At 74.0% G+C, this 16,161-nt stretch carries 13 protein-coding genes; 6 read left to right on the top strand and 7 right to left on the bottom strand.

The genetic code is table 11. The features are described 5' to 3' along the window. Nucleotides 1-124 precede the first annotated feature (124 nt). Nucleotides 125-1,339: an ROK family protein gene (locus tag ABT354_RS22575; protein ID WP_351496562.1), complete on the top strand. Its 1,215-nt coding sequence runs from the start codon at nt 125-127 to the stop codon at nt 1,337-1,339. A 162-nt stretch (nt 1,340-1,501) separates the two neighbouring features. After that, on the top strand, nt 1,502-2,365 hold the full coding sequence (locus ABT354_RS22570) for a YhjD/YihY/BrkB family envelope integrity protein (protein WP_351496560.1): 864 nt from the start codon (nt 1,502-1,504) through the stop codon (nt 2,363-2,365). 109 nt (nt 2,366-2,474) lie between these two features. Here ABT354_RS22570 and ABT354_RS22565 read toward each other — a convergent pair whose 3' ends face one another. Further along, nucleotides 2,475-2,936, bottom strand: coding sequence for an ATP-binding protein (locus tag ABT354_RS22565; protein WP_351496558.1), 462 nt, complete (start codon nt 2,934-2,936; stop codon nt 2,475-2,477). Nucleotides 2,937-3,260: 324 nt separating this feature from the next. Further along, entirely contained in the window at nt 3,261-3,584 is a 324-nt protein-coding gene (locus ABT354_RS22560) for a hypothetical protein (RefSeq protein WP_351496556.1), read from the bottom strand. Between the two features lie 352 nt (nt 3,585-3,936). Between ABT354_RS22560 and cds1 the strand changes: the two genes are divergently transcribed. Next, complete coding sequence (gene cds1, locus ABT354_RS22555) at nt 3,937-5,100, top strand: L-cysteine desulfhydrase Cds1 (protein WP_502983478.1); 1,164 nt, start codon at nt 3,937-3,939, stop codon at nt 5,098-5,100. Between the two features lie 16 nt (nt 5,101-5,116). Here the strand turns inward: cds1 and ABT354_RS22550 are convergent, their stop codons facing one another. Then, nucleotides 5,117-5,575, bottom strand: coding sequence for an SRPBCC family protein (locus ABT354_RS22550; RefSeq protein ID WP_351496552.1), 459 nt, complete (start codon nt 5,573-5,575; stop codon nt 5,117-5,119). Between the two features lie 4 nt (nt 5,576-5,579). Next, a complete protein-coding gene (locus tag ABT354_RS22545; RefSeq protein WP_351496550.1) occupies nt 5,580-6,407 on the bottom strand; it encodes a DeoR/GlpR family DNA-binding transcription regulator in 828 nt (275 codons plus the stop codon). A 363-nt stretch (nt 6,408-6,770) separates the two neighbouring features. Between ABT354_RS22545 and ABT354_RS22540 the strand changes: the two genes are divergently transcribed. Further along, on the top strand, nt 6,771-9,506 hold the full coding sequence (locus tag ABT354_RS22540) for a hypothetical protein (protein WP_502983474.1): 2,736 nt from the start codon (nt 6,771-6,773) through the stop codon (nt 9,504-9,506). On the opposite strand, the gene ABT354_RS22535 is transcribed toward ABT354_RS22540, so the two are convergent. The 3 genes from ABT354_RS22535 to ABT354_RS22525 all read right to left on the bottom strand — a co-directional run bounded on the left by ABT354_RS22535 (nt 9,458) and on the right by ABT354_RS22525 (nt 14,372). Then, complete coding sequence (locus ABT354_RS22535; RefSeq protein ID WP_351496548.1) at nt 9,458-11,965, bottom strand: right-handed parallel beta-helix repeat-containing protein; 2,508 nt, start codon at nt 11,963-11,965, stop codon at nt 9,458-9,460. The two genes, ABT354_RS22540 and ABT354_RS22535, sit on opposite strands and share 49 nt — an antisense overlap. Nucleotides 11,966-12,396: 431 nt before the next feature. After that, nucleotides 12,397-12,858: a DUF6643 family protein gene (locus tag ABT354_RS22530; RefSeq protein WP_351496546.1), complete on the bottom strand. Its 462-nt coding sequence runs from the start codon at nt 12,856-12,858 to the stop codon at nt 12,397-12,399. A gap of 293 nt (nt 12,859-13,151) precedes the next feature. After that, complete coding sequence (locus ABT354_RS22525) at nt 13,152-14,372, bottom strand: glycosyltransferase (RefSeq protein ID WP_351496544.1); 1,221 nt, start codon at nt 14,370-14,372, stop codon at nt 13,152-13,154. Between ABT354_RS22525 and ABT354_RS22520 the strand changes: the two genes are divergently transcribed. Both ABT354_RS22520 and ABT354_RS22515 read left to right on the top strand, forming a co-directional pair. Further along, nucleotides 14,371-15,204 carry a glutamate racemase gene (locus ABT354_RS22520; protein WP_351496542.1) on the top strand — a complete coding sequence of 278 codons (834 nt, stop codon included), beginning with the start codon at nt 14,371-14,373 and terminating at the stop codon, nt 15,202-15,204. The genes ABT354_RS22525 and ABT354_RS22520 overlap by 2 nt on opposite strands. Before the next feature lie 186 nt (nt 15,205-15,390). Continuing rightward, nucleotides 15,391-15,951: a hypothetical protein gene (locus ABT354_RS22515; protein WP_351496540.1), complete on the top strand. Its 561-nt coding sequence runs from the start codon at nt 15,391-15,393 to the stop codon at nt 15,949-15,951. Nucleotides 15,952-16,161 lie beyond the last annotated feature (210 nt).

Raw genomic sequence — 16,161 nt, 5'->3', positions numbered from 1 at the left:
TCTCGCCGATCCCCACCCCGTTGACCAAGGGGTTCCGACGGCGGGCCGCTCCCGTCCCGCAGGGGTGGCCACCCCGGTCGGCGGCCCGTCCGATCGGTCCTCCGGGTCATGGGAGACTCACCCCATGAACGGCAAGGCGACGGGCGTCCGGGCACGGCTGGAGCGAGGGCGCGGCGCCCTCGGACCCGCGTTGGAGCTGGTGCACACCGGACGCGCCCCGACCCGCGCCGTCCTCACCGCCGAACTCGGTGTCACCCGGGCCACGGCGGGCGCGGTCGCCGCCGAGCTGGAGGCGTTGGGGCTGATCCGGGTGGATTCCCGGCCCGCCGCCCCGGGCGGTTCCCAGGGCCGCCCCTCGCACCGGCTCTCGCTGGACGAGTCGGGCCCCGTGGTCCTCGCCGCACAGGTCCACGTCGACGGTTTCCGTGCCGCGCTGGTCGGCCTCGGCGGCCGGACGGTCGCCACCGTGCCCGGCTCCCTCACCCCCTCCGCCGACCCCGCCCAGGTGCTGGGTGCCGTGGTCGACGCGGGCGCCGAACTGCTCGCCGCCAGCGGCCGGCGGTGTGTGGGCGCCGGTCTGGCCGTGCCGTCGGCCGTCGCCGAACCCGATGGCACCGCGCTCAACCCGCTGCACATCGCCTGGCCCGCCGGCTCCCCGGTACGGGCCGTCTTCGCCGAGCGGGTGCGCGCCGCCGGGATCACCGGTCCGGCCTTCACCGGCAACGACGTGAATCTCGCCGCCCTCGCCGAGTACCGCCACGGCGCGGGGCGCGGCGCCCGGCATCTGCTCTGTGTCGCCACCGGGCACCGGGGTGTGGGCGGGGCGCTGGTGGTCGACGGACGGCTGCACACCGGCAGCGCGGGACTGGCCCTGGAGGTCGGCCATCTCACGGTCCGTCCGGAGGGCCGCCCCTGCCACTGCGGCGGCCGGGGCTGCCTCGATGTGGAGACGGACCCGCTGGCCCTGCTGGCCGGGGCGGGCCGCCGTCCCGGGCCCGAGGGCTCCCTGCTCCACCAGTCCAGGGAACTGCTCCGTTCGGAGTACGACGACCCGGAGGTGCGCGCGGCGGGCGAGCGGCTCGCCGACCGGCTCGGGCTGGGGCTGGCCGGGCTGGTCAATATCCTCAACCCGGACCGGATCGTCCTCGGGGGACTCCACCGTGAACTCCTGGCGGCCGAGCCCGACCGGCTGCGCGCGGTGGTCGCGGACCGCAGTCTGTGGGGCCGCAGCGGCGGCGTTCCGATCCTGCCCGCATCGCTCGACCACAACAGCCTGGTCGGCGCGGCGGAGCTGGCCTGGCAGCCGGTGCTCGACGATCCCCTGGCCGCGCTGGACTGAGCCCCGCCCCGGTTCCCACTGGTTCCCAGGCGACCCCGCCACCCGCAGCCACCCGCAGCCGCCCGTCTCCGGTGACGCCGGCCGGGCCCGTTCGCGCGGGGAGTGCACCCGTCCGGCCCACCGCCGGACGCCTCCCCGGCCCGGAGCGGGTAGGCGAGGTCCATGACCGCCGCTTCGCCCCCCGGTGCGGACCGCCCCGTACACCGCCCCGTGCACCGGCTCGTCCGTCTCCACCTCAGGGTCCTCTCCTCGCCCGCCGGTCTCGCCTGGAACCGGGGGCGGGAGATGGAGCTGCTGCACCGCGCCATGGGCTTCGCCGCGCTCGGCTTTCTCACCCTGGTGCCGCTGCTGGTCGTGGTGGCCGCCGCCGACCCCGCCAGCGGCCAGGGGTTCGCCCGCTGGCTCGGCCAGGCGCTCGGGGCCTCGGCGGTCTCCCAGGACGAGGTCGAACAGCTCTTCGGCACACCCGGGACCGCGCTCCAGCGCACCACGGCACTGGGTCTGGCGGCCCTCGCCGCCTTCGGGCTGACCTTCGGCTCCGCCGTGCAGACGGGGTACGAGAAGGTCTGGGACCTGGCGACCGCGCGCTGGCACACGATGTGGCGCCATGTCGTCTTTCTGGCGCTGCTCGTGCTCGTACTGCTGCTCTTCGTCAACACCCCCACCCCCTCGGAGCCCGCCGCCGGTCTCGGCGCGGCGTTCGGCGATGTGATCGGCACCGGGCTCTTCTTCTGGGTGGTGCAGCGGCTGCTGCTGGGCGGGCGGGTCCGCTGGCGGGCGCTGCTGCCCGGTGCGGTGCTGACCGCGCTGGGGCTGCTGGGGCTGCGGATCTTCTCCCAGTTCGTCTTCTCACCGCTGATCGCGTCGAACGCGGTCACCTACGGCCCGGTCGGCACCGTGCTGGTGCTCCAGTCCTGGCTGGTGGGGGTGGGAGTGGTGGTGTACGGGGGTGCTCTGCTCGGGCGGCTCGTCCATGAGGGGCTGGTCCACCGCAGGCTGGCGCGGACCTACGCGCTGCCCGGCTGACGAGCGGCCCGGTACCACCGCCCCGTACCACCGCCCCGTACCGGAGGCATGGACGGGAGACGCGGACGAGCGGCCCGTACGGGCATCCCCGTACGGGCCGGTCGGCGGATCAGCGGATCAGTACCGCGTGCAGGGGCTCGTCGTCCTGGGCCGGGGCCAGGTCCGGGGGCGCGGCCAGGGTGAACCACACGGTCTTGCCCTGGGCGTCGCCGGAGGGCTCCACGCCCCAGGCCTCGCTGAGCGCCGCTATCAAGGAGAGTCCACGGCCGGAGGTGGCGAAGAGGTCGTCGTCCTGGGCCGGGGTGATGTTCGGGACCCGTGGATCGTGGTCATGGACCGAGACGGTGAGCAGCTCGGGCGCCCGCTCGATCCGTACGACGCACATCTTGTCCGGTTCGGCGTGCCGGTGAACATTGGTCAGCAGCTCGGTGACGCCGAGGGCCGCCAGATCGACCAGTGGATCGAGACGCCAGTGGCGGAGTTGGGCGGAGACGATTCTGCGGACCTGACCGATCCGCGACGGCAGGGCCTGGAGCTCCACCGTGCAGTGCTTGCTCGACTGGCTGATCACGGCTGCGACTCCCCGAAAGAGGTCCGGAAGAAGACGAAGAACGGATCCAGCAAATACCGACTGCTGAGTCTTGCCCGGGGGGCGGGGACGCGAGGCCCGGTGCCGTCCTGGGGACGGTCGGGGTCACGCCTCTGTGTGACCGTCGATTCACCCTGAGTGATATGACATCAGCGTGCGCCAGTACGGGCCGGACCGCAACTCGGCGCCCCGGGGGAGCGGGTCACCGAACCCCCGGGGCGTAATGCCGCCGTGTCCGCCGGGTCGCCGGTCGGGCTGTCAGCCGGATCGTCAGCCGGGCCGTCAGTCGCGCCGTCGGTCGGGCCGTCAGTCCTCGGCCACCCCGGCGCCCCGGACCGCCTTGAGGAAACGGCCCGTCAGCACCTCGGGATCGGTGCGGTGGTTGCGCTGCCCCAGGGTCAGCGTGTAGCGCTTGCCGTTCACCGTCAGCGCGGTGCTGGAGTCGTCCGCGAACCACGCCCGGCCCGCCCGGACCGCCCGGACGGGCGCGCTGTCGATCACCCGGCCGTAGCTGGTCAGCAACTCCAGCTTGCCGTCCCTGATCAGCACCTGTCCGGCCTTGGTCAATGAGCGAGGCCACCTCTCGATGCGTACTCCGGTGGCCCGGAACTCGGGCTCGGTCATCGCCATAGCTCTCTCCGCCCCCTTCGAACCTCTCCTGTGCGGTCGTACCCGTTCCGTACGGTGCGTTCCGCTGTGCCGCGCGGTGGGATCCCGCGCCTGTTCGGCAGTCTGCCCAACTCCGGCTGTGTGCACCAGAGGCCGGACAGCCCCCGTCATCACTCAATCACAAGTGCTCCCTATGGATTCCCCAAGTGAACGTTTGCGCAGTTGGCAGGCTTACTGTGGCCTTGCGGAACGGGCGCTTCCGTGGGGGAAGCGCCCGTTCCGCGCCCAGGAAGAGACCCGCGCGTACGGCCAGGAGCGCCACTGCGGGCCCGAGCACGGTGGAGGACCCGGCATGGACAGCGGAGGATCCGGCATGGACGGCGGCGCGCGGCGGACCGAGGGCGGGGCCGTGACGGCCGGGACCGTGACGACCGGGGATGTGGACCGCAGCGATCCGGAGTACCGGCGCTGGCTGAAGGAGGCGGTCCGCAGGGTCCAGGCGGATGCCAACCGCTCGGCCGACACCCATCTGCTGAAGTTCCCGCTCCCCGAGGAGTGGGGGATCGACCTCTATCTCAAGGACGAGTCCACCCACCCGACCGGAAGCCTCAAGCACCGGCTGGCGCGTTCGCTCTTCCTCTACGGGCTCTGCAACGGCTGGATCCGCCCCGGCAGACCGGTGATCGAGGCGTCCAGCGGCTCCACCGCGGTCTCCGAGGCGTACTTCGCCAAGCTGATCGGGGTCCCCTTTGTCGCCGTGATGCCCCGGACGACCAGCCCGGAGAAGATCCGGCTGATCGAATTCCATGGGGGCGGCTGTCACTTCGTGGACGACCCGCACACGATGTACGAGGAGTCCGCCGCGCTCGCGGCCCGTACCGGCGGGCACTACATGGACCAGTTCACGTACGCCGAACGGGCCACGGACTGGCGCGGCAACAACAACATCGCCGAATCCATCTACCAGCAGCTGCGGCTGGAGCGGTACCCCGAGCCCGCCTGGATCGTCGCCACGGCGGGCACCGGGGGCACCTCGGCGACCATCGCCCGCTATGTGCACTACATGCAGTACGACACCCGGATCTGTGTACCCGACCCGGAGAACTCCTGTTTCTTCGACGGCTGGACCCGGGACGACCCGCACGCCACCAGCGACCGCAGCTCCCGGATCGAGGGCATCGGACGGCCCCGGATGGAGCCGAGTTTCCTGCCCGGCGCCATCGACCGGATGATGAAGGTGCCGGACGCGGCCAGTGTCGCCGCCGTACGGGCGCTGGACACGGCGATCGGGCGGAAGGCGGGCGGCTCCACCGGCACCGGGCTGTGGAGCGCGCTGAGGATCGTGGCCGAGATGGTGGCCGCCGGGGAGCGGGGGAGTGTGGTGACCCTCCTCTGCGATCCGGGCGAGCGCTACCTCGACCGGTACTACTCCGACGAGTGGCTGGCCGGGCAGCGGCTGGACATCGCCCCCCACGCCCGGGAGCTGGACACCTTCCTCGCCACCGGGGTCTGGCCGACGGCGGACCCCACCGGCTAGATCCGAAAGAGACGACCTAGCGGGGGCTCTCCGGCGCGGGGCCGCGCCGGAGGAGTCCGTCCAGGGCCCGGCCGAAGACCAGCCGCCCCACCCGGGCGGTCAGCGGGTCGAGCAGCCTCGGCAGCGGACCGATCCGCAGTTCCTCGGTCCACACCACCACCGAGCCGGTTCCCGCCGGACGGACCTCGATCTCCGCCCAGCCGACGACGGCCCGGCCCCGCTTCTCCAGCCGGCAGCGGCCCGGGGTGTCCGGTCCCGGCGGCTCCCAGCGGACCACCTCCATCGGGTCGTCCATCCGCAGCGGGCCCGCCGCCGAGCGCACGGTGAAGCGGGTGCCCACCCGTACCGGCCCCTCCGTCATCGAGGCGAGCGAGGTCAGCGGCACCCCTTCGGCGTGGGCACGCCAGTCGGTGACCCGCCGCCAGCACTCCCGCACCGGGAGCGGCACCGTACGCGTCAGCCGGAAGACGGTCATCGGCTCACCCGGTGGACCCGTCGGCCACCACCAGGCCGGGCAGCTGCTCGGTGATCTCCTCGCGGGCGGCGGCGGACAGCCCCGCGTCCGTCACCAGGGTGTCGACCTCGTCCAGCCGGGCGAAGGTACTGAGCCCCACCGTTCCCCACTTGGTGTGGTCGGCGACGACCACCACCCGCCGGGCCGCGCGGACGAAACGGCGATTGGTCTCCGCCTCCGCCAGATTCGGGGTGGACAGCCCGGCCTCCACCGAGATCCCGTGCACCCCGAGGAAGAGCACATCGAAGTGGAGCGTCCGGATCGCCTGATCGGCGACCGGGCCCACCAGGGAGTCCGACGGGGTGCGGACCCCGCCGGTGAGCACCACTGTCGCCGCCCCGGGGCGGGGCGAGCCCGCCGTTCCGGCGCGCTGCGCGGTGTGGAAGACATCGGCGACCCGCACCGAATTGGTCACCACGGTCAGATCGGGTACGTCCAGCAGCTGATGGGCGAGTGCGTAGGTCGTCGTACCACCGGAGAGGGCCACCGCACTGCCGGGCGCGGCCAGGCGGGCCGCCGCACGGGCGATGTCCTCCTTGGCGTTCAGCTCCAGCGCGGACTTCGCCTCGAAGCCGGGCTCATGGGTGCTCGCCTCGACCACCGGCACCGCACCGCCGTGGACCTTCTCCACCACGCCCTGCCGGGCGAGCGCGTCCAGATCCCGCCGTACCGTCATATCGGAGACATGGAGCCTGCGTGTCAGTTCATTGACCCGGACCCCGCCCCGTCTGCGCACCTCGTCCAGGATGAGGGCGCGCCGTTGCTCCGCGAGCAGGTTCTGATGGTCGGTCACCGCCGGAGCCGGTCCTTCCGCGTTGTAGCCGGTGTGGATGTCATGCGCCGCGCCCCGGGCCGCCGTGCCGCGCCGTGGGCCGCATGGGCCGTGTGGGGCGTACGGGGTACGGCTGTGCGCCGTAAGGGGGCGCAGGCGTCACATCCTGCCACGATCCCGCGTCACCGGACCGCGCGAAGCTGCGTCAAGGGGCTGCGCACAGCCGTTCCGATCGGGGACGCTGGTTCGTCCCGGCGGCATCCCGCCGCCCGGACCCGCTCGCGCGCCCGCTCCCCGTACCACCGCGGTCGCGCACCCACCGTCCCACCGCGCCCCGCCCACGATCCCCGCGACGGCCCCGCCGAGAGAGCGAGAGTCCCGCCTGTGCCACCCGCGAACGTACCCCCGTCCCCGCCCCCTTCCCCATCCGCGTCCCCGGCGGGGTCCCCGGGGCCCGGGCCCGCCCTCGAACTGCTGGTGCACGGCGTCGGCGGAGCCACCCCGCAGGAGATGCTGGGCGATCCCCGGACCGTCAGGATCACCGGTGACGAGAAGGCGGCCGTCTTCCGCCGCACCGACGACGAGCACGCCGACCGGATGCCAGGGCCGGACGGGGACGGACGGGAGCCCGCGCGCCCCGGGCACGACCGGCAGGAGCCCGTACCCGAGGCGTACTGCTGGTCCAACCTCACCTCCGGCAACAGCGCCCGCGCCCTGTGGCTGCTGCTCCTCCCGTTCATGATCGCCAATCTGGCCCACTGGATGCGCCCCCACGCCGGGGGACGGGTCCGCACCACTCGGCTGTACGGGGTCCTCGTCCGGCTGATCGCGCTGAGCCTCACCGTCCTGATGACCGCCGCCGCCTGCGAGGTCGCCCTCGATCTGCTCGCCTGGCAGTGCGCGGGCACCGCCTCCTGCGCCCGTGAACGCGACTGGCTCGACTTCTTCGCCGGGCCCGGGGGCGGCTGGTGGTCCCAGCCGGGCCGTCGGCTGGCCCTGGCGTCCATGGTCCCGATAGGCCTGGTCACGCTGTTGTGGTTCCTCTCCAACCGGACCTGGGCCGCCTATGAGTCCCAGCGGCCCCCGGCCGGTGAGAACGTGGCCGAGGGCGGCACGGGCCCCGAAACGGACCGCGCCGGAACCGACCCCGGCCCCATGGACATCGAGCCCACCGACATCGAGCCCACCGACGCCGATGCCGACGCCGATACGGGTGCCGATACGGGGTCCGGCGCGGGGGCCGGCGCCGGTGTCGCGCCCCCGGCGGGCCCGTCGCCGACCGCACGGGCCGGGAGCATGCCGCGCCCCGCGCTCGGCCGGGCCGGCTTCTGGTACGGGCGCCGCCATGTCGCCCGGCTGCGCGCCGCCCACACCGCCGCCGGATTCCTCACCGTCGCCGCCGCCGTCAGCGGAGCCGCCGCCGAGTACGACCGGCACTCCGGCGGAACCCTCCTCGACCTCTCCGGCCGCGCGCTCCGCCTGGCCCTGCTCGCCGCCGCCCTCGGTGTCGTCTGGGTCGTCGTCCGGCGGGGCCGCAAGGAGCGGCTGTTCGACGCGCGGATCGACCGGGTCGTCGTCAGCGCCCTGCCCGCCTGCGCCCTCGCCCTCCTCGGCCTCTCCCTCCTCTACAGCGCCTGGTCCCGCCCCGGCTGGAGCTCCGCCGGCACCCTCCCCGACGAGACCACCTTCCGGGCCATCGCCCTCACCCAGGGCCTGCTGGCCGTCGCCCTCGGGATCACCGCCCATCTCCTCCAGCGGCACGCCCGCCCCTCCCGCTCCGTCCTGTTCGGCCTGGGCGGGCCCGCCGTCGCCGTCCTCGCCTGCGCGATCGGCGGGGTGATGGCCGCCGGGATCGCCCAGCGGGTCGCCGACTGGCTCGACGGCCCCGGCTCGCCCGGCCGCGGCGACGGCACCATCCCCGGCACCCCCGTCCTGCTCAGCTGGCAGGCGTCCGCCATCCCGGTCCTCCTGGTGGTGCTCCTCGTACCCCTCGCGGTGCTGGGTGTACGGACCCGGATCGCCGCCCGCCGGATCGCCCGCCGGGTCGAGCGGGAGTACGAGGCGGCCGAGGCACCGCTCTCCGACACCGGGGTCTGGCGGCCCGACCCCGGCCGCACCCGCCGGATCGCCCGGACCGAGGCGCGCGCCACCCTCACCGACGACGCCCCCTGGCTGGTGGGCCTGATCGCGGTGACCACCCTGCTGCTCGGCGCGGTGGCGGTCGCCGGCTCCTGGACGACCGGTGAGGTCCCCGCCGAGGCGTTCGGCGACACCGGCCCCGACGAGGACATCGCCCGCGCCGCCCAGTTCCTGGGCTCCTGGCTGGTCGGGGTCGTCTTCATACTGTTCGTCACCTGGGGCCGCCGCGCCTACCAGGACGCCTCCGCCCGCCGGACCATCGGCATCCTCTGGGACGTCGGCACCTACTGGCCCCGCGCCGCCCACCCCTTCGCCCCGCCCTGCTACGCGGAGCGCGCCGTACCCGACCTCACCTGGCGGGTGGCGACCTGGACGGCCCGCACCGGCGGACGGCTCGTCATCTCCGGCCACTCCCAGGGCAGTGTGCTCGCCGCCTCCGCCGTCTGGCAGCTGCCCGCGGCCACCCGCGGCCGGGTCGCGCTGCTCACCTATGGATCACCGCTGGAACGGCTCTACGGGCGCTGGTTCCCCGCCTACTTCGGCCCCGCCGCCCTGGCCCAGCTGAGCGGCGAACTCGACTGCTGGCGCAACCTCTGGCGGCGCACCGACCCCATCGGCGGCCCGGTCCTCGTCGCCGCCCGGCGGGGCGGACCCCCCGTCGACCGGGACGCCCTCAAGGACCCGGTGGTGTACGGGCGCTCCCGCAGCCATCCGCTGCCCGAACCGCTCCTGGGCCACGGCGACTACCAGGCCGATCCCGCCTTCGCCCGGGAACGCCGGGCCCTCCTCGACCGGCTGCGCCCGGCCGCCGTGCCCCGGCAGTGCCCGCCACCGGACGGCCCGGAGGAGCACGCGGTGGACGGCCCGGGGGAACGCGCGGCGCACGGCCCCGGGGAGCGGATCCCGGACGGCCCGGGGAAACGCGCGGCGGGTCAGCGCAGCCCGGGACCCTCGGGCAGCTCGGGCAGATCCTCCGGGTAGAGCAGCGACAGATCGTCGGTGTCCGCGTCGGTCAGCTCGGAGACCCGGCCCGCGTGCCGCTCCACCATCGACTCGAAGGTCTGGCGCGCCGTGCGGCCGTTGCCGAAGGCGGCACCCTTGGGCAGCGCGGTGAAGTACTTCAGCAGCGCCTCACCGGTGCCGTCCGCCAGCCGGTACTCATGCTCCTGGGCCTGCTGCTCCACGATCCTCAGCAGCTCACCGGCCTGATAGTCCTGGAAGGTGATGGTCCGGGAGAACCGCGACGCGACTCCCGGGTTCACCGAGAGGAAGCGCTCCATCTCCGCCGTGTACCCCGCCACGATCACCACCACGGCGTCCCGGTGGTCCTCCATCAGCTTCACCAGGGTGTCGATGGCCTCCTTGCCGAAGTCCCGGCCCGAGTCCTCGGGGGAGAGGGCGTACGCCTCGTCGATGAAGAGCACCCCGCCGCGCGCCCGGTCGAACGACTCCTGGGTGCGGATCGCGGTCGAGCCGATGTGCTCACCCACCAGATCCACCCGGGAGACCTCGACCAGATGGCCCCGCTCCAGCACCCCGAGCGCGGCCAGGATCTCCCCGTACAGCCGGGCCACGGTCGTCTTGCCGGTGCCGGGGGAGCCGGTGAAGACGAGATGGCGGCGGACCGACGCGGCCTTCAGCCCCGCCTCCTGGCGCCGCCGTCCCACCTCGATCATGTTGATCAGGGAGCGCACCTCGCGCTTGACGCTCTCCAGCCCCACCAGTGCGTCCAGTTCACCCAGGACCGCGTCCGAGCCGCGCGGGGGCACGGCGGCGGGCTGCGGCCGCGCCGGGGACCCCGGGAGCGCGGGTGCCGGCGCCGGAAGCACGGCGGGTGCCGTGACCGGGGGCGGTACGGTGCCCAGCGCGCCGAGCCGGGTCAGGGAGGCGAACGAGTCCAGGGAGGCGAGGGAGTCGAGCACATCGGCCGTGGACCGCTCCACCGCCGTGCGCTCGGCGGGGGCGGTCACCGGGCTCTCGTCGCTGGTCGAGTTCTCCACCACGACCAGCGCGGGCTCCGCGAACTCGTATCCGCCCCGGGCACAGCGCTCGGCACGGCAGCGGGTCAGGGTCGTCCGGCAGCCGTCCATGACATGGAATCCGTAGCCCTCGCTGTCCAGGACCCGGCAGCCCCGGAAGGTGCCCCGGCCGTCCGCCGACACATAGAACCCGGCCTCGGCGGGGGCGGTGACGGTGCACCGCTCGATCACCGGGTCGGCGCCCTTGGTGACGATGACACCGGTCTGCGCGCCGTCGATGGAACAGCCGCCGAGGGTGCCGCCGCTGCCGTGGTCGCGGAACCACGCACCCGTGGCGGCCTCCTTGATCCGGCAGTCGTCCAGCTGGGCGGTGGCGCCGTCGCTCACCGAGACGGCGGTGTTCCGGATACGGAAGAGGTCGCTGTCGACCACATCTACCCGGGAGCCCCGGTCCAGGACGAAGAGCGCGTCGGGCACATCGCGGACCCGGCAGCCCTCCAGGACGGCGGTGGCCCCGTCGCTGATCCATACGGCCGGATAGTCGCCGGTGCTCTCCTGGATGCCGCACTGATGGGCGTCCACCCGGGTGCCCGGGTCCCATACCGACAGGCCGTTGCGCCCGAAGCGGCTGACCGTGCAGCGGGTGAGGGTCAGCACCGAACGGGACCGCAGATCGATCGCGTTCTCCGGGACGTCGTGGATGTCGCAGTCGGAGAGGGTGAGGACGGCGTCGGTGTCCAGGGTGACCCCGTCGGAGGAGGTGCGGTGCACCACCGAGTCGGTCAGATGGGCGGTGGCGCGCGCTGCTATCTGCACACCCGCCCCCCTGACCTCGTACACCTCACAGCCGACGGCCTCCAGGGTGCTCCCCTCGCCGGTGACCGCGAGACCCGCGCCCGAGGCGTGGTGGATACGGCAGCGGTCGAGCCGGGGGTGCCCGCCGTCCCGCACGGAGACGCCCGCCTGCCCCGCCGCGACCACCTCGCACTCCTCGAACACCCCGCCCGCGCCGTCCACCACGGCGATCCCGGCACCGGCGGGATTGTCGACCACACAGCGGCGCACGGTCGGCCGCGCCGACCCCCGCACCTCCACACCGGAGGCGGAACGGGTGGCGATCCGCAGATCCGTCAGCTCGGGGGTGCCGTCCTCGATCAGCACCGCGGGCGCCGTGGTGTCCTGCCCCTCGACCTGGAGCCCCTGGACGGTCGCGGAGGCGCGCACGGTCAGCGGCACTCCGTCGGCGGGCGCGATCCGCACCGATCCGAGCGAGGGGTCGGGGCCGCGCAGCACCACCGCACGCTCGATCACCAGATTCTCGCGGTACGTCCCCGGCGCCACGGTGAGCACATCGCCGTCGCCCGCCGCCTCCAGCGCGGCGGTGAGCGAGGTGTACTCGTCCGTGCGCCGCCGCCACCGCGAGGTGCCGGTGTGGGTCACCTGGACCGTGCCCTGTGCCATCGTGCTGCTCTGCCCCCACCTCGGGTCCGTTGCCGCGCGCCTCGGGGAAAGGGGGACGCCCCCTGGGGACCGGCCGCCGTGCCGGTGGCCGCTCCCACCGGGCCCGACCGGCGGACGCCATGCCTGCCCGCGCGCCCGACCCCGACCCCGTGAAAGGGGTCGCCCCCACGGTAGCGCGCATGGGGAGGGGTGGTTGACGGGTCGGGCAGGGGGCACCGCCGCCGCCGTCCGGTGTGTCCGGTCACCGAACGACGGCACGGCCCCGGCGGACGGGTCCGGACCGGGGTCCGGGCACCCGCGCGGGGCCGTGCCGTGTCAACGCTCCGGGGGCGGTGCGGAGTTCCCGCAGACCTCGTCGGGAGGGAAAACCACCACCCCGGCCGGGCCCCGCGGGGGCAGCGGGAGAGCCCGGGGAAGGAGAGGGGGCGCCGTCAGTAACCCTGGCCCTGATAGGGGCGGTTGTACGGGTCCTGGTACGGGGCCGGGGCCGGGGCGGGCCGTGCGGCGGCCGGGCGCATCGCCTCGTACCCCGTGGGCACCGGGCGCTGCTGCATGGGCACGGGCTGCGCCTGCTGACCCGGGTAGGCACGCTGGGCGGGCGGCTGGGGCTGCGGAATGTACGGCGCCACCGCCTGCTGGAGGGGCATCGGCTGGGGAGCCTGCTGCGGATGGCCGTACATCGGTGCCTGGTGGTGCGCGGGGGCCGGGAGGGCCGGAAGAGCCGAGGGGAGCGCCGGCAGATAACTGCTGCCGGTGTCGTACGCGGCGGGCACTCGGATCGGGGCGATCTGAGGCGTGCCCCGCTCTGCGACCAGTGAGTCGTAGATGGGGGTGTCGGCGAAGGACGGTGCGGAGTAGTAACCGCCGCCGTAGGTGGAGCGGGGGGAGGTCATGGGACCTAAGGTAAGGCCACGAGTGCCGGTTGGGGAGGCCGGTATGTGGGTTGTTTCTGCGGATCCTTGGTCACATGGACCACCAATGGGAGCGAATCCGGGAAAATCGGTCGCGGGGATGGGCAAGGATCCCGTAAAGACCAGGTTGACGGCGGGTTACTCGCGGGTCGCGCGGGGCGGAAAGTCATTTCCGCAAGACCTTTGTGGATTGCTCCAGGTGCCGGGTGCCGGCTCACTGGTTGCCGGGTGGCAGGCAGCAGGTGCCAGGTGCCGGATGCCGGGGCTTCGTCCGGTCAGCCGTCCGCGCCGCGCTCCGCCGCCGGTGCCCCGGCTCCCCGGTAGGTCCGCCCCTTCCAGGCGGCCCCCCGCCCCCGGTGGTGCCGGAGCGCGGACTCCACCGTCATCAGCAGATAGAGCAGAGCGATGAACGGCAGGGCGGGCGCGAACACGGCGGGCTGTCCGTAGTAACGGAGCATCGGCAGGAACGTCGCCGTCATCACCGCCCAGGCCGCGCCCCCCGCCAGCAGGGCGACCCGGTCCCCTGTCAGCGCCCCCGCGACCACCGCCCCCGGCGGTACCAGATAGACGAGGACCAGTCCGGCGACCGCGCCCAGCAGGATCAGCGGATCGCGGCGGAGCTGGGCGTACGCGCTGCGGGACACCATCCGCCACAGCTCCGGCAGCCCCGGACAGGGCCGTACGCTCATCACCCGGTCGGCGAGCCCCAGCCAGATCCGCCCGCCGGACCGCCGTACCGCGCCCGCCAGCGCCACATCGTCGATCAACGCCCCGCGGATCGCCTCCGGGACGCCCGCCCGGTCGGCGGCCGAGCTCCGCAGCAGGACGCAGCCGCCCGCCGCCGCGGCGGTCCGCCCCCGGGCCCGGTTGACCCGGCGGAACGGATAGAGCTGACAGAAGAAGTAGACGAACGCCGGGACGATCAGCCGCTCCCAGCCGGTCACCACCCGCAGCCGGGCCATCTGGGACACCAGGTCGTACCCGCCGGTCCGGGCGGCGGCCACCAGGGTGCGCAGACTGTCCGGGGCGTGCGCGATATCGGCGTCGGTCAGCAGCAGGAACTCCGGCCCGTCGCCGGACGCCGGGGCGCGGACCTGCTCGATGCCGTGCCGCAGCGCCCAGAGCTTGCCGGTCCAGCCGGGCGGCGGCTCGCCGGGGGTGACCACCCGCAGCGGCAGCCCCCCGTACCGCTCGGCCAGGGCGCGCGCCAGATCGCCCGTACCGTCGGTGCTGTTGTCGTCCACGAAGGTGATGCCGGCGCGTCCCGGGTACTCCTGGGCCAGCAGGGAGGGGAGGGAGTCCGGCAGGATGCCCGCTTCGTCCCGGGCCGGGACGACAACGGCGACATCGGGCCAGTCGCCGGGAGCTGCCGGAGGCGCGGCGCCGGGCGGCAGCCGTTGATCGGTACGCCAGAAGAGGCCCCGGAAGAGCAGCAGCCAGACCCAGACGGCCAGCGCTGCCAGGGCGGTCGGGGCGATCCAGGCGGGGGCGCTCATGCGCCGCAGTCTGCCCCACCGCACCGGCTCCCGGGGCGCCGTCGACTATGGTGACCGGGTGAAGATCGCGCTTATGGACTCCGGAATCGGCCTGCTGGCGGCGGCTGCCGCGGTACGCGGACTGCGGCCCGACGCGGATCTTGTCCTCTCCTCGGACCCCGACGGCATGCCCTGGGGTCCGCGTACCCCTCAGGGGGTCACCGAGCGCGCGCTCGCGGTGGCCCGTGCCGCCGCCGCGCACGGCCCCGATGTGCTGGTCGTCGCCTGCAACACCGCCACCGTGCACGCGCTGCCCGCGCTCCGGGCCGAGCTGGAGCCCGGGATCCCGGTCATCGGGACGGTCCCCGCGGTCAAGCCCGCGGCCCGGGGCGGCGGGCCCGTCGCCATCTGGGCGACCCCGGCCACCACGGGCAGCCCCTACCAGCGGGATCTGATCGACCGGTTCGCCGGGGGAGTCACGGTCACCGAGGTGCCCTGCCCGGGACTCGCGGACGCGGTGGACCACGCGGACGACGAGGCGATCGACCGGGCGGTGACCGCCGCAGCGGCCCTCACTCCCCGGGAGACCCGGGCCGTGGTCCTCGGCTGCACCCACTACGAGCTGGTCGCCGAGCGGATCCGGGCCGCGATCGGGACACCGGTCGTCCTCCATGGCTCGGCGGGCGCGGTCGCCGCGCAGGCGCTGCGCCGGGCCGGGATCGCGCCCGCGCCGGACGCCCCCGCCACCGGGACCCTGACCGTGCTGCACAGTGGCCGTACGGCGGCCCTCCCGGGCAGCGCGCTCGGCTATGCCGAAGGCCGTCTCCTCCAGCCGGTGACCGCCGGCGGCTGACCCGCCCGCCGGTCCCGCCCGCATCTCCGCTTGCCCTGCCCTGCTCTGGCCACCCGTCCGCCTCTCCGCCTGTGATGTCCGTCGTCGGCGGGCCCGGGCGGGCAGGGATGCCATGTGACATGTCCGATATGTGATGCAAACCATGGGTTTGCTGCCAGAGGTCCCGCCCGTGGGTACGCTTCGAGCATGAGGGACCATCCCCACGATGTCCCGCACCCGGCGGCGGACCCCGTGCCCGCCGTATGGACCGGGCGCGCGACCAATCGCATGCAGTGGCTGCTCGCACTCGCGGGCGCCGCCTTCGTCGCCCTCGGCGTCGAGCTGGCCGTCCAGTCCTCCTGGACCTCCGGTGTCGCCGCGCTGCTGATGTCCGTGATCGGCTGTGTGGCCGTGGGCCTGCTGATGCTCTACGGCACGCTCGCCTTCGTCCATGTGGCGGTACGGGTCGACAGCGACGCGGTCGAGGTGCGCTGCGGCCATCTGGGGCTGCCCCGCCGCAGGATTCCGCTCTCCCAGGTGGTGAGCGCGGAGTTCGATCCCCGTGTCACCCCGCGCCAGTGGGGCGGATGGGGCTACCGCTGGCGGCCCGAGAAGGGCACGGCCGTGGTCGTGCGCCGGGGCGAGGGCGTGATCGTCACCCTGGGCGACGGCCGGACCTTCACGGTGACCGTGGACGACGCGGAGGCGGCGGTACGGGCCATCCGCGACCGGCTGCGCCCGCCGACGGTCGCACCCGCAGAGATCTGAGCCCGGGGTGGGGCCGGTGAGCCTGGTGCACTCGGTCCTCCGTGCTCCGGTGCCGCGTGCCCCCGGTGTCCCGCGCTCGGTGCGCGGCGCGGGGAGCGGTGCCGGAGGTGTGAGGAGCAGCGGTGCCGGGGTGGGCTCACCGTCCTTTCCCCTTTTCACCCGTTCCGGTGTGCGGGTTGTCCACAGGCGCCCGCCTGTCCACAGCTTCCC

Source organism: Streptomyces sp. NPDC000594, assembly GCF_040299965.1.
Lineage (GTDB): Bacteria > Actinomycetota > Actinomycetes > Streptomycetales > Streptomycetaceae > Streptomyces.
Note: the sequence above shows the minus strand (reverse complement) of the source record. Positions and strands in the feature narration are given on the sequence as shown.

What these genes read in the sequence shown, in the direction of transcription:
- ABT354_RS22575 (WP_351496562.1), top strand. Translation starts at nt 125, where the DNA reads ATGAACGGCAAGGCGACGGGCGTCCGGGCACGGCTGGAGCGAGGGCGC.
- ABT354_RS22570 (WP_351496560.1), top strand. Translation starts at nt 1,502, where the DNA reads ATGACCGCCGCTTCGCCCCCCGGTGCGGACCGCCCCGTACACCGCCCC.
- ABT354_RS22560 (WP_351496556.1), bottom strand. Translation starts at nt 3,584, where the DNA reads ATGGCGATGACCGAGCCCGAGTTCCGGGCCACCGGAGTACGCATCGAG.
- cds1 (WP_502983478.1), top strand. Translation starts at nt 3,937, where the DNA reads ATGGACGGCGGCGCGCGGCGGACCGAGGGCGGGGCCGTGACGGCCGGG.
- ABT354_RS22550 (WP_351496552.1), bottom strand. Translation starts at nt 5,575, where the DNA reads ATGACCGTCTTCCGGCTGACGCGTACGGTGCCGCTCCCGGTGCGGGAG.
- ABT354_RS22535 (WP_351496548.1), bottom strand. Translation starts at nt 11,965, where the DNA reads ATGGCACAGGGCACGGTCCAGGTGACCCACACCGGCACCTCGCGGTGG.
- ABT354_RS22530 (WP_351496546.1), bottom strand. Translation starts at nt 12,858, where the DNA reads ATGACCTCCCCCCGCTCCACCTACGGCGGCGGTTACTACTCCGCACCG.
- ABT354_RS22520 (WP_351496542.1), top strand. Translation starts at nt 14,371, where the DNA reads ATGCGCCGCAGTCTGCCCCACCGCACCGGCTCCCGGGGCGCCGTCGAC.
- ABT354_RS22525 (WP_351496544.1), bottom strand. Translation starts at nt 14,372, where the DNA reads ATGAGCGCCCCCGCCTGGATCGCCCCGACCGCCCTGGCAGCGCTGGCC.
- ABT354_RS22515 (WP_351496540.1), top strand. Translation starts at nt 15,391, where the DNA reads ATGAGGGACCATCCCCACGATGTCCCGCACCCGGCGGCGGACCCCGTG.